The organism is Streptomyces sp. CAU 1734, from assembly GCF_039888735.1.
Taxonomy (GTDB): Bacteria; Actinomycetota; Actinomycetes; order Streptomycetales; family Streptomycetaceae; genus Streptomyces.
On record NZ_JBDQQP010000002.1, the window covers coordinates 172,142 to 185,062 of the forward strand.

11 protein-coding genes are annotated in these 12,921 nt (G+C 73.6%); 6 read left to right on the top strand and 5 right to left on the bottom strand.

The features are described from left to right. Positions 1-10 precede the first annotated feature (10 nt). Complete coding sequence (locus tag AAFN69_RS04455) at positions 11-1,036, bottom strand: endonuclease/exonuclease/phosphatase family protein (protein ID WP_347726939.1); 1,026 nt, start codon at positions 1,034-1,036, stop codon at positions 11-13. Between the two features lie 539 nt (positions 1,037-1,575). On the opposite strand from AAFN69_RS04455, the gene panB reads away from it, so the two are divergent. The 3 genes from panB (at position 1,576) to AAFN69_RS04470 (ending at position 4,423) form a co-directional block, all read left to right on the top strand. Further along, positions 1,576-2,436: a 3-methyl-2-oxobutanoate hydroxymethyltransferase gene (panB, locus tag AAFN69_RS04460; RefSeq protein WP_347726940.1), complete on the top strand. Its 861-nt coding sequence runs from the start codon at positions 1,576-1,578 to the stop codon at positions 2,434-2,436. Positions 2,437-2,534: 98 nt separating this feature from the next. Then, positions 2,535-3,551, top strand: a complete 1,017-nt coding sequence (locus AAFN69_RS04465; RefSeq protein WP_347726941.1) for an ATP-binding cassette domain-containing protein — start codon at positions 2,535-2,537, stop codon at positions 3,549-3,551. 32 nt (positions 3,552-3,583) lie between these two features. Continuing rightward, a complete protein-coding gene (locus AAFN69_RS04470) occupies positions 3,584-4,423 on the top strand; it encodes an ABC transporter permease (RefSeq protein ID WP_347727266.1) in 840 nt (279 codons plus the stop codon). Between the two features lie 28 nt (positions 4,424-4,451). Here AAFN69_RS04470 and AAFN69_RS04475 read toward each other — a convergent pair whose 3' ends face one another. Beyond that, on the bottom strand, positions 4,452-7,748 hold the full coding sequence (locus tag AAFN69_RS04475) for a BTAD domain-containing putative transcriptional regulator (RefSeq protein WP_347726942.1): 3,297 nt from the start codon (positions 7,746-7,748) through the stop codon (positions 4,452-4,454). Positions 7,749-8,446: 698 nt separating this feature from the next. Here AAFN69_RS04475 and AAFN69_RS04480 point away from each other — a divergent pair. Then, complete coding sequence (locus AAFN69_RS04480) at positions 8,447-9,253, top strand: site-2 protease family protein (RefSeq protein ID WP_347726943.1); 807 nt, start codon at positions 8,447-8,449, stop codon at positions 9,251-9,253. A 149-nt stretch (positions 9,254-9,402) separates the two neighbouring features. On the opposite strand, the gene AAFN69_RS04485 is transcribed toward AAFN69_RS04480, so the two are convergent. Next, entirely contained in the window at positions 9,403-9,585 is a 183-nt protein-coding gene (locus AAFN69_RS04485) for a hypothetical protein (protein ID WP_347726944.1), read from the bottom strand. Between the two features lie 98 nt (positions 9,586-9,683). Next, a complete protein-coding gene (gene npdG / locus AAFN69_RS04490; protein WP_347726945.1) occupies positions 9,684-10,415 on the bottom strand; it encodes an NADPH-dependent F420 reductase in 732 nt (243 codons plus the stop codon). A gap of 109 nt (positions 10,416-10,524) precedes the next feature. On the opposite strand from npdG, the gene AAFN69_RS04495 reads away from it, so the two are divergent. Together AAFN69_RS04495 and AAFN69_RS04500 are read left to right on the top strand one after the other, a co-directional pair. Beyond that, positions 10,525-11,142 (top strand): hypothetical protein, encoded by a 618-nt coding sequence (locus AAFN69_RS04495; RefSeq protein WP_347726946.1) that lies wholly within the window; start codon positions 10,525-10,527, stop codon positions 11,140-11,142. 109 nt (positions 11,143-11,251) lie between these two features. Continuing rightward, a complete protein-coding gene (locus AAFN69_RS04500; protein ID WP_347726947.1) occupies positions 11,252-12,535 on the top strand; it encodes an MFS transporter in 1,284 nt (427 codons plus the stop codon). A 108-nt stretch (positions 12,536-12,643) separates the two neighbouring features. On the opposite strand, the gene AAFN69_RS04505 is transcribed toward AAFN69_RS04500, so the two are convergent. Then, positions 12,644-12,889 carry a hypothetical protein gene (locus AAFN69_RS04505; RefSeq protein ID WP_347726948.1) on the bottom strand — a complete coding sequence of 82 codons (246 nt, stop codon included), beginning with the start codon at positions 12,887-12,889 and terminating at the stop codon, positions 12,644-12,646. Positions 12,890-12,921: the final 32 nt, after the last annotated feature.

Consider the following 12,921-nt stretch of genomic DNA (forward strand, 5'->3'; position numbering starts at 1 on the left):
CGCCCGCTTCTCAGAAGGCCACGCGGGCGGCGATCGGCAGATGGTCGCTGTCCGTGCGGGGCAGGGACCAGGAAGAGACGGGCTCGATGCCGCGGACCATGATCTGGTCGATGCGCGCCATCGGGAAGGACGCCGGCCAGCTGAAGCCGAAGCCGTCGCCGGCCGCGCCCTGGGTGGAGCGCATCTGGGAGGTGACGGCGGTCAGGGCGCGGTCGTTCATCGTGCCGTTCAGATCGCCGAGGAGGACGACCCGGCCGACGCGCTCCCGGGAGATGGCCGCGCCGAGGGCGTCCGCGCTGTCGTCGCGCTGTCCGGCGGTGAAACCGGCCCGCATCTTCACCCGTACCGACGGCATATGGGCGACATAGACCGCGATATCACCCTTGGGGGTCTCCACGGTGGCGCGCATCGCCCGGGTCCAGCCCATGCGGATGTCGACCGGCTTGGTGTCGGTCAGCGGGTACTTGCTCCAGAGGCCGACCGTGCCCTGCACCGCGTGGTACTTGTAGGTCGAGGCGAGCGCCCGCGCGTAGACGGACACCTTCCCCTGGGGCAGTTCCTGAAGGGCCAGCACATCCGCGCCCGACGCGGCGACTTCCTCGGCGGTGCCCGTCGGATCGGGGTTGCCCGCGTTCACATTGTGGGTGGCGACCATCAGATCGCCGCCGCCGGTGGACTTGTCGGTGAGCAGACCGCCGAAGAGGTTGAACCAGACAATCAGCGGCAGCAGCAGGGCGATCAGCGCGGTGGCCGACCGCCGCCACAGGGCCGCGGCCAGCAGCAGCGGGATGCCGATCACCCCCATCCAGGGGAGAAAGGTCTCGCTCAGGCTGCCCAGGCTGCCGACGCGGTTGGGGACTTGGGCATGCAGCCCCATCAACAGGGAGAGCACGACGGCGCAGAGCGCCAGGACGATGCCTCTGCGCCAGATCCGGCGGTCATCGCGCCACCGGCCGAACAGTCGCCGCGAGCGGGATTCGGTGACGGGGGCCTCCGGGTCGCCGTTCCCGGTCGCCGTCTCATACGCCTGCACCATGGAGCTGTCCTCACTGCATTGCCGCCGTCACACCAGCCTCGGCGTCGACACTAGGCGATGACGGTACTTGCCACGCCGCCCCGGGGCGGCCGTTCTGTGCCGATGACGACCCGAAAGCACCCGTGGTTCCTGATATCGGACCAGGTGAGGGCAGGGTCACAGCCAGGTCACGGCGACCGGCGGTCCATCGGCGCGGCGTGTCGGAATCCGCCCGGCCGGCCCGGGCACCCCCCGTGACCGGCGCGGAACTCCCTCCGCCGCCGCCACGGGACCGTCCCCGCGCCGGGCATCCGCCCGGCGGGACACCGGGCCCGCGATCCGCCGGCGCCGCACGGCCCCCACACATCCGGCGACTCACAGTAGCCGTCCCCACGCGTTTCGTGAAGGCCGATCCGGGTGACGCGCTCTCCGCGCACCCCGGCGCGCGCCCGCCGGAGGGGGGACGGAGGGCCCCTTCCCCCTGAGCGGCGCGAAGTGCCACCATGGAGGTGATCCGGAGACGCCGTGAGGGCGCTTCGAGATGACGTAAGGGGCTCACCATGACGATCAAGGCTGCCCGGAACCCTGCCGACAGCAGCAAAGCGCTGTACGGCGGAAAGGGCACCCGGCGGATCACCGTCCACGACATCGCCGCCGCCAAGGAGCGCGGCGAGAAGTGGCCGATGCTCACCGCCTACGACGCGATGACCGCGTCCGTCTTCGACGAGGCCGGGATTCCGGTGATGCTCGTGGGCGACTCCATGGGCAACACCCATCTCGGCTACGAGACCACCGTGCCCGTGACGATGGACGAGATGACCCTGCTCTCCGCCGCCGTCGTACGGGGCACCCGCCGCGCCCTGGTCGTCGGCGACCTGCCCTTCGGCTCGTACCAGGAAGGTCCGGTCCAGGCGCTGCGCAATGCGACCCGGCTGGTGAAGGAAGCGGGCGTGGGCGCGGTCAAGCTGGAGGGCGGCGAGCGCTCGCTGGCCCAGACCGAGCTGATCGTGCAGGCCGGAATCCCGGTCATGTCGCACCTCGGGCTGACCCCGCAGTCGGTGAACACCATGGGCTACCGGGTGCAGGGCCGCAGTGACGAGGCCGCGCACCGGCTCCTCCGCGACGCCAAGGCGGCTCAGGACGCGGGCGCCTTCGCGGTCGTCCTGGAGCTGGTGCCGGCCGGGCTCGCCGCCGAGGTGACCCGGTCGCTGCACATCCCGACCATCGGTATCGGCGCCGGACCGGAGACGGACGCGCAGGTGCTGGTCTGGACCGACATGGCCGGGCTGACCGGCGGCAAGGTGCCGCGCTTCACCAAGCAGTACGCCGATCTGCGCCGCACCCTGGGCGACGCGGCGAAGGCGTTCGCGGACGATGTGGCGGGCGGTGCCTTCCCGCAGGAGGAGCACACCTTCCACTAGATCGTTTCCCCGCACGAACGACAGCCCGCCGGCTCCCGTCGGCGGGCTGTCGGCGGCTTGTCGGGGCTCTGTCGGCGGGGCCGCGCAGAGTGGGCGGCATGAAGCGAACCGACAAGAACCCGGGCGGCGGCCGGACCTCCGCCGTCGAGGTGCGGGGGCTGGTCAAGCACTACGGCGGGACCAGGGCTCTGGACGGAGTGGACGTGGATGTCCGCGAGGGCACCGTCCTCGGTGTCCTCGGCCCCAATGGTGCGGGCAAGACCACCCTCGTGCGCTGCCTCTCCACCCTGATCGTCCCCGACGCGGGAACCGCCGTCGTCGCCGGGTACGACGTGGTCCGCGAGCCGCGCCGGCTGCGCCGCACCATCGGCCTGACCGGCCAGTACGCCTCGGTCGACGAGAAGCTCTCCGGCTGGGAGAACCTCTACATGATCGGGCGGCTGCTCGATCTCCCGCGCGCCGAGGCCCGCCGCCGGGCCGGGGAGATGCTGGAGCGCTTCTCCCTCACCGAGGCCGCGAAACGGCCGGCGATGCAGTACTCGGGCGGTATGCGCCGCCGGCTCGACCTCGCCGCCTCCATGATCGGCCGGCCGTCGGTGCTCTTTCTCGACGAACCGACGACGGGGCTCGATCCGCGTACCCGCAATGAGGTGTGGGACGAGGTCCGGGCGATGGTCTCGGAGGGTGTGACCGTGCTGCTGACCACTCAGTACATGGAGGAGGCCGAGCAGTTGGCGGACGCGCTCACCGTCATCGACCGGGGCAAGGTCATCGCGGGCGGCGCGGTGGAGGAGCTGAAGGCCAGAGTGGGCGGCCGTACGCTCCGGATCCGTCCGGCCGACCCCGCCCGGCTGTCCGAGATGGCGCGGGCGCTGCGCGATGCCGGTCTGGACGGCATCGCCGGGGTGACGGCCGTGCCCGACGGGGAGCTGCTCGTCCCCATCCTCACCGACACACAGCTGACGGCGGTCGTCGGGGTGCTGGCCGCGCGCGGCTTCGGCATCAGCGACATCAGCACCCGGCTGCCCAGCCTGGACGAGGTGTTCCTGGCCATCACCGGCACGCGGGGCGAGTCCGCCGCGTCCGCCGCGCTTCCCGAGGGGGCCGCCGCATGACCACGCGGACCGGTATCAGGGGGACGGACACGATGACGGAGACGGCCGCGGGGGCCGCGGCACGGCCGGCGGACAGGGGCGCGCGCGCCGGGGACGGCAGAATCGGGCTCCGGGCCCATCTGCGCCACATCGGCGCCCTGGTGCGCCGCAACGCCCTTCAGATCAAGCAGGACCCCGAGTCGATGTTCGACGCGGTGCTGATGCCCATCGTCTTCGTCCTGCTCTTCGTGTACGTCTTCGGCGGCGCGATCTCCGGCAAGGGCAACCAGGACGAGTATGTCGACTATGTCGTGCCCGGACTGATGGCCATGATGGGACTCTCCATCGCGATGGCGGTCGGCGCCGGTGTCAACGACGACGCCCGCAAAGGGGTGATGGACCGCTTCCGGTCCATGCCCATCGCCCGCTCCTCGGTCCTCATAGCGAAGATCGTGGTGGAGCTCGGCCGGATGGGCATCGGTATGACCATCCTCCTGGGCATGGGCTTCGCCCTCGGTATGGAGGTGAAGACCTCCTTCCTCCATGTGGTGGCCGCCATGGCGCTCTCGCTGCTCTTCGGCGCCTCGCTGATGTGGATATTCATCCTGCTCGGACTGGCGCTCAAGACTCCGCAGGCGGTTCAGGGACTGGGATTCCTCGTGCTGATGCCTCTTCAGTTCGGTTCGTCGATCTTCGTCCCGCCGTGGACCATGCCCGAGTGGCTGGAGGAGTTCACCCAGTACAACCCGCTCTCCAATCTGGCGGACGCCGCACGGGCCCTGATCAACGGCGGTGAACTGGCATCGTCCGTCTGGATGACCCTCGGCTGGACGGCGCTCATCACCCTGGCCACCGCGCCGATCGCGGTCGCCCGGTTCGCCAGGAAGGACTGAGGGCCGGGGCAAGGGGGCCGGGGGCCGGTCAGGACGGGACGGCGGTCAGGGCGACGGCCTCCTCCACGGTGAGGCCGGCGCCCGCCGCGTACGCGGCCCCGAAGGCCGCGTCCCCGAGCAGGGACCGGGCCGCCGCCTCCGCCGCCGACCGGTTCTCCCGCTCGTGCGGGGGCGGGAAGTAGTCCGGCGGTTCCTGGGCGTCGGCCACCGCCAGGACGCGGGCAGCGTCCGCCGCCCGCTCCGGGCGGAGCCCGGCCAGCGCCCCCGCGATCGTCACCAGATGCGCGGACACCAACTGCGGGGCCAGCATCAGACAGAGCGGATCACCGGCCTGGACCAGAGCCTCCTTCGCCCGCTCCAGCGCCCTCGGGAAGTCCCCGTCCCCCAGATCGAGCCAGGCGAGGGTGCCGACCATCATTCCCCGGAAGATCGCCAGGGTGGACGACCGGAACTGCTCCAGCAGCAGCCCGACATGAACGCGTGCCTCGTCGCGGCGGCCGACCCGGCCCATCCAGAGGGAGAGGGCGACCCGGGCGATGGCCGTGGCCTCATGGGCCGGGCCCATCCCGTCCTCCGCCAGCACCTCCCGGAGCAGCGCCTCGCCGCGCTCGTACTCCCCCAGGTGCAGCAGCAGGCCGCCGAGCCGGGCCCGGAGGACCGCGACCTGCACCTTGGCCCCGAGGAGTTCGGCGTACTCGATCGCGGCACCGAAGTCCTCGGCGGCCGGCGCGTACTCACCGCGCCGCTCGCGGGCCTCGCCGCGCGCCGAGTACGCCTCCGCGGTGCCCCAGGAGTCCCCGATCCGGCGGAACATCTCCAGGGCCTCGTTGGCGTCCCGGGTCGCCTGCCCGGTCCAGGAGCCGTGATTGGCCAGGACACTGGCCCGCACCTGGAGCGCGGAGGCGAGCTCCCATTCGTAGCCGTACTCGCGGCAGGCGCGGACCGACTCGTCGAGCATCGCCCGGAGCGTGTCGCGGTCCCCGGCGGTGAGCATCGCGAAGAACCACAGGGTGCCCGGGGAGCGGCAGGTCTGGGGAAGTCCCGGCCGGTAGACGTCGTTCACCACACGCAGCCGGTTCATGTTGGGCTCGGTGAACCACGTACCGATGTCATGGCTGGTGTAGACCATGCGGATCAGCGTGACACCGCGCCGGGCCTCCGCGAGGAGTTCGGGGCCCATCGGGGGCGGCGCGTCGGTGAAGCGTTCCAGCACCGGCGGGGCGGGCGCCGCCGGGGCCCGGAAGGGGTCGGGCCCCAGCGCGCTCGCGGCGCCCGCCCAGTGGCGTATCTCGGTGCGCAGATCGATGAGCTGCCAGTACCAGAAGAGGCAGAGGACCAGATGCAGCGCCTCCTGCTCGTCCCGGAGCGCGACGGCGCGGCGGAGCGCGGTGCGCAGATTCTCCTGCTCGCTGCGGAAGAGCGCGATGGCGCCGAGCTGCCGGGAACCGCGCAGCAGGGGGTCGGTGCGGCGGGCGAGTTCCCGGTAGTGGACGAGGTGGCGGCGCTCCGCGCCGGGCCGCTCGGCCGCCTCGTCCAGCCGGGCGGCGGCGTACTCGGCGACGGTTTCGAGCAGGCGGTAGCGCATCCCGCGCGGTCCGTCGGGCACGGCGACGACCAGGGATTTGTCTATCAGGGTGCCGAGGCTGTCGGAGACCTCCCCGGAGTCCTCGGGGGAGGTCGCGCAGACGGCCTCGGCCGCCGCGAGATCGCAGCCGCCGGAGAAGACCGAGAGCCGCCGCAGCACGGCGCGTTCGGCCTCGCCCAGCAGCTCCCAGGACCAGTCGACCACGGCGCGCAGGGTCTGCTGGCGGGCCAGCGCGGTACGGCTGCCGCCGGTGAGCAGCCGGAATCGGTCGTCCAGCCGGTCCGCGATCTGGCGCGGGGTCAGCATCCGCAGCCGGGCGGCGGCCAGCTCGATCGCCAGCGGCAGTCCGTCCAGCCGGCGGCAGATCTCCGCGCACGCCGCGGGGTCGTCCGCCACCGCGAAACCCGGCCGCACGGCCGCGCCCCGCTCCCCCAGCAGCCGCAGCGCCACCGGATCGGGCAGCGGCTCGACCGGCCGCACCACTTCGCCGGGGATCCCCAGCGGCTCCCGGCTGGTGGCCAGGACGGTCACCCCCGGGCAGCTCTCCAGCAGCCGCTGGGCGAGCACGGCGGCCGTGCCGACGACATGTTCGCAGTTGTCGAGCAGGAGCAGCATCCGGCGGCGGGCGCAGTGTTCGGTGAGCCGGGTGAGGGCGTCGTCGGCATGGCCCTCGGCGGCTCTCAGCTCCTCGGCGCCGGCACCGCGCAGCACCGTCTGGCGGGCGCCGATGGCGGCGAGCACGGCCTCGGCGACATCGTCCGGGTCCGTCACGGAGGCCAGTTCGGCGACCCACACCCCGTCCGGCGCGTCCGGCGCGGCCCGCTCGGCCGCCTCCTGCGACAGCCGGGTCTTCCCCGCGCCGCCGGGGCCGAGCAGGGTGACCAGCCGGGCCCTGCCGAGCTCGGCCAGCACGGTCTCGATATCGGCCTCCCGGCCGACGAAGGAGGTCAGCCGGGCACGGAGGTTGCCCGGGGCGGGGGCGCCGCTCTCCCGGGAGGGGCGCGGGGCGGGGGCGGCGTCCGCCGCGAGGAGTGCGGCATGCAGGGCGCGCAGCTCCGGTCCGGGTCCGGTGCCCAGGAGTTCGGCGAGCCGGCGGCGGAAGGTCTCGTACGCCGCCAGCGCCTCGGCGGGCCGTCCGGTCGCGCGCAGCGCCCTCAGCCGGAGCGCTTGGAGCGGTTCGTCCATGGGGTGGCGCTCGCAGAGCGAGGCCAGTTCGGAGAGGACCTCGTCCGGGCGGCCGAGGGCGAGTCCGGCGGCGAGGCGGGTGCGGCGGGCGTCCAGCCGGCGGGACTCCCAGCGGGGTGCGTGGGCCTCGCGCCCCGGAAGGTCGGCGAGCACCGGGCCGCGCCACAGGCCCAGGGCCTCGTCCAGGAGTTCGGCCGCCTTGGCGGGGTCGTCGCGCTCCAGCTCCCGTACGCCCTCGCCGGTGAGCCGGTCGAACCGGTGCAGGTCCACGTCGTCGGCGGCGGCGCGGAGCCGGTAGCCGCCGCCCTCGGCGGAGGCCACCGCGGACCGCCCGAGCGCCTTGCGCAGCCGTCCGACGAGCGCCTGCACGGCGGCGGGCGCGTCCGCCGGGGGGTCACCGTCCCAGATGCCGTCGATGAGGACCCCGAGGGGGACGGTGCGCCCGGGCCGCAGCGCCAGCACGGCCAGCAGGGCCCGCAGCCGGGCGCCGCCGAGCGCGACGGCCGTGCCGTCGGGGTGGGTGGCACGGGTGGTGCCGAGCAGGAAGAAACGCACCCGTCCATTGTCCCCGCCCCGGCAGGACACACCCCGGGCAGGCCGGGGCGGACCGGGAGCCGGCGCCGGGAGCGCCCTGCCCGCCGCCGTACGGCCGACATGCGCGCCTCGCCGACCCCGTGCGCCGGCGCCGGCGCCGGCGGCGAGGCGGCGAGGCGGCGAGGCGGCACCCTCGCAGCAGGCCGGCCCTGAACCGCCGCGTGCCGCGTCCGCCGGGGACGGCCCGAACCCGCCCCGGGGCAAACACCCCCGCGACCGGCGGAAGCACGCCGCCTCCGTACCCCGCGCCCCCGGCACCCCCGCCCGTCCCGGCCACCGGAAGCCGGCACCGGCCACGCGGGCGGGACCGGCCCCCCGGACCGGCCCGGAACCCCCGCGCCGGGGCCACAGCTCCCGCGCGCCACCATGGACGGGCGCCCCACGCACCGGGCCGGCGGCCGGGCGGGACGGCGGCCGGGCGGGACGGTCGCCACCACCGGCGGCACATCGCCCGGGCCGAGCGGCGGCGCGGCCTCCGGGACCGCGCGCGGTCCCGGCCGCGCCTCCGGACGCGCTGCCGCGCGCCGGGCCGGGCGGCACCGGGACGGCGGCCGGGCGGAACCGGCGGGGGACGCGGCACGTTCACTCTCCGTCGCAGGTACGGTCCACAGTCGGCACACCGTCCGTCCGCCCGCCCCCGCAGCCCCAGGAGACACCCCATGTCCACCGCCACCTTCCGCCGCGGCGACCGGCGGATCAGTCCGGTCTTCATCGGCATCGCCGCCGTGATGGGCGTCACCGGCTGGGCGGTGTGGACGGATTACGCCGCGTCGCTCGGGCTCGCCGTCTTTCTCTTCGTCACCTCCGCCTGGGTGGTCTCACTCTGTCTGCACGAGTACGCGCATGCCCGCACGGCGCTGCACAGCGGTGACATCTCCATCGGCGCGAAGGGGTATCTGACCCTCAACCCCCTCGCCTACACCCATGCGCTGCTCAGCATCGTGCTGCCGGTGGTGTTCGTGATCATGGGCGGTATCGGTCTGCCCGGCGGTGCGGTCTTCATCGAGCACAACCGCATCCGGGGCCGCTGGCGGCACAGCCTGATCTCGGCCGCGGGCCCGCTGACCAATGTGCTCTTCGCCGTCGTCTGCACCGCGCCGTTCTGGCTGGACGCGCTGGACGGCGTGCCGATGGGCTTCCGCTTCGCCCTGGCCTTCCTGGCACTGCTCCAGGTGTCGGCCGCGATCCTCAACTTCCTGCCGGTGCCGGGGCTCGACGGCTATGGGGTGATCGAGCCCTGGCTACCGCGCGGGATCCGCCGCCAGGTGGAGCCGCTGGCGCCGTTCGGGCTGATCCTCGTCTTCGCGCTGCTCTTCGTCCCCGCGCTGAACGACGCCTTCTTCGGGCTGGTCGACTCGGTGCTGAGCGGGCTCGGGGTCAGCGATCCGGAGGTCGCCTGCGGCCGGGACTACTACCGCTTCTGGGAGGGCGAGAACGAATTCTGCGCCCTCTACATCGACCGCTAGGGAGTGTCGTCACAGTGCCGCCGTCCGCCCGGGTGGGGTGCCCCGGGCCGCCGGGCCCAGGGAAGTGCGGGCCGGACCCCGCCGGACCGACGGGACTCCGAAGACACGGCCCGGCCGGCCGGCGGCCGAGGGCGGGCCGGGCCGGCGGATCAGCCGGCCGCGGACTCGCGGTCGAGCTTGGCCTTGCGGAGGTAGTACCAGGCCATGTTGGAGGAGAGCCCGGCCAGGAGCACCCAGACGACGCCGATCCACATGCCCTGGGTGAAGGAGATCACGGCGGCGGCGACGGCGAGCACACAGACGGCGAGTGCGTAGAGAGCGAGGCGGGGCATGGGGTGAGGCTCCTGTCGGGGGGTGTACGTCCCCTCCAGTGTCCCCCATGCGACCCGCCGGCCCTCCTCGGTGTCCCGCCACGCGGCGCGACAGACCCCTACTGGACGTCGGTCGCCCGCAGCCCCGCGTGCGACTGGTAGCGGCGGTTCACCGAGATCAGATTCGCCACCAGCCCCTCCACCTGGTGCGCGTTGCGCAGCCGTCCCGCGAACACGCCCCGCATCCCGGGAATCAGGCCGGCCAGCGCCTGGACGATGTCCGTGTCGGCCCGCGCCTCGCCGAGGACCAGCACATCGGTGTCGATCGCGTCGCGGGACTCGTCCTGGAGCAGTACCGCCGAGAGATGGTGGAAGGCGGCGGTGACCCGGGAGTCCGGCAGCAGGACGGCGGCCTGCTCGGCCGCGCTGCCCTCGGCGGGCTTGAGGGCGTAGGCGCCCTTCTTGTCGAAGCCGAGCGGATTGACGCAGTCGATCACGAGCTTGCCGGCCAGCTCCTCGCGCAGGGACTCCAGCGTCCTGGCGTGGCCGTCCCACGGCACGGCCACGATGACGACATCGCTGCGCCGGGCGCACTCCGCGTTGTCCGCGCCCTCGACGCCGAGGCCGAGTTCGGCGGCGGCGGCGACCGCCCGGTCGGCGGCCCGGGAGCCGATGATCACTTTCTGTCCGGCGCGGGCCAGCCGGTAGGCGAGGCCGCGTCCCTGTTCGCCGGTGCCGCCGAGGACACCGACGACGAGCCCGGACACATCCGGCAGGTCCCAGGGGTCCTTGGCGGCGGGCTTGGCGCCGGCCCCGGGAGTCGCGTTCGCGGCATTGTCAGTGGAAGTCATGAGGCCGACCTTACTGGCAGGTACGGCCCCCGGGGAGTGAACCCTCGCACGGGTGAGCCCCCGCCACCGGCGCCCCGTCCGGCCGGTATCCGTTGCAGGATGCGGGGGCATGGATGCCGTACGTGTCGCGCTGCTGCGCGAAGCCCTGGCGGACACCGCGTGGCCGGACGCGGCCCGCCGGTTCGCGGGGGCGCTCCGTTCATCGGTGGTCCCGCGGGGCGGCGGACTGCTGCTGGTGGGGACCCGGGAGTACGAGCCGTGGCACCTGGCCGCGCATCTGGTGGACGAGGCGGCCTGGTCGGGACTGCCGGAGCTGGCGCCGACCCTGGTGCGCCACGGGGCGCGGCCGGGCGATCCGGCGCATCTGGCGATCGGGCTCGGCCGGCTGGCGGCGGTCGGGCGCGGTGAGACGCTGCTGGTGGTGGCGCCGGAGCGGCCGGAGGCGGAGCTGCTGGAGCGGGTGTGGGACGCCCGCCGGGCCGGGGCGACGATTCTGGCGCTGGACGGCGGCGATCCGGAGGTGCACGGACTGGCGCACGAGGCGCTGACGGCCGCCGCGGAGTCCTCCGGTCCGCCGGGCGCGGTGGATCTGGACACGCTCCAGCATCTGGTGAGCTCGGCCGCCGGGGAGAACTGCCTGCCGGGGGCGCGCGGGCGCCACCGCTTCCGCGACCGGCTCTCCCGGTTGATGGACCAGCTGATCTCACCGCCGCCGGAGCGCTGGTAGCGAGCCCGGCCGGCGCCGGGGCGCCCGGCCGCCGGTGATCATTGACACACCCCTCACCAGCGGAAATCCCGTTGCACCCGCCTGTCGTGACGACGCACGATGGCACGTTGTGACGTCCAAGCTCTCCGCGGTGCTCCCCGATCTCTCCCCCTGGCGCTCGTCCGCCGATTTCCGGCGGCTCTGGATCCAGGGCCTTGTCGCCTACTTCGGCAGCTTCATGGCCCTGATCGCGCTGCCGCTCCAGATCAAGGATCTGACCGGGTCCCCGCTCGCGGTCGGCGCGATGGGCGCGGTGGAGCTGATACCGCTGATCGTCTTCGGTCTGTACGGCGGAGCGCTGGCCGACTCCGCGGACAAACGGCTGCTCATCCTGCGCACCGAAGTGGGCCTCGGCGTCCTCGCGGCCGTTCTGCTGGTCAACGCCCTGCTGCCGGAGCCGATGCTGTGGCCGCTCTATCTGGTCGCGGCCGGGGTCTCCGCGATGGTGGGGCTCCAGCGCCCGGCGCTGGACTCGCTGATGGCCCGGATCGTCCCGCACGACCAGCTCACCGCGGCGGCGGCGCTGAACAATCTGCGCTGGCAGTTCGGCGGGATCGCCGGTCCGGCGGCGGCGGGACTGGTGGTCGCGTACGCGGGCCATGCGACGGCGTACGGGATCACCATCGCCGGATTCGCGGCCTCCGCCCTGATGTGCGCGCGCCTCGCGCCCTCGCCCGCCGCCGACGGCGCGGAGAAGCCGTCCCTGCGCGGTATCGCGGAGGGCGCGCGGTACGCCTGGTCGCGTCCGGTGCTGCTGGGGACGTACGCCATCGACCTGGTGGCGATGATCTTCGCCTTCCCGGTGGCGATCTTCCCGTTCCTGGCGGACGAGCTCGACGCCGAGTGGTCGATGGGCCTGATGTACGCGGCCATCGCCTTCGGCTCGATGGTGCTGAGCGTGATGAGCGGCTGGACCACCCGGGTCCGGCGGCACGGTCTCTTCGTGGTCTACGGGGCCGCCGTCTGGGGCCTGGCCATCGCGGCGGCCGGCTGGGTCGGCAATGTGTGGCTGGTGCTGCTCTGTCTGGCGGTGGCGGGCGCCGGGGACACCCTGAGCGGTCTCGGCAGGATGACCATCTGGAACCAGACGATCCCGGACGAGCTGCGCGGCCGGCTGGCGGGTATCGAGGTGCTGTCCTACAGCGTGGGACCGCAGCTGGGTCAGGTCCGCTCGGGCGCGATGGCGGGATGGACCGGCACCCGGACGGCGATCTGGAGCGGCGGAGTGGTCTGTGTGGCGGGTGTGGCCCTGCTGGCGACCGCGCTGCCGAGGCTGCTCAAGTACGACTCCGCGACGGACGAGGACGCGCTGCGCCGCCGCGCCCAGAAGGAGTCGATGACCCCTCCGGCGTAGGCGCCCGCACGGAGTTCTCCGTACGGGCGGGGCGGAGAGGGCCGGGCGGTGCCGGGCGGACCCGCGTGCGGGGACTCCCGGCACCGCGGCCCGCCGGCCCGCGCGGGATCAGCCCGCGCCGGGGCCCGTGCCGCGGCCCTCGCCGGGGCCGGGGTCATGCCACTTCGGGTCGTTCTCCCACTCCAGATTCCGTTCCCGCGCGGTCTGCATCGCCTGCTCCGCCTCCGCGCGGCTCGGATACGGGCCGAAACGGTCCTTCGCCGGACACTCCGGGCCCTCCTCGACCTTCTTGTGCTCCAGGCAGTAGTACCACTCCCCCGGTTTCCCGGCGGTGCGCTTCTTGAACAGGGCCATCGGCCGCTCCCTTCCTCTCTCGCCATGCTGCC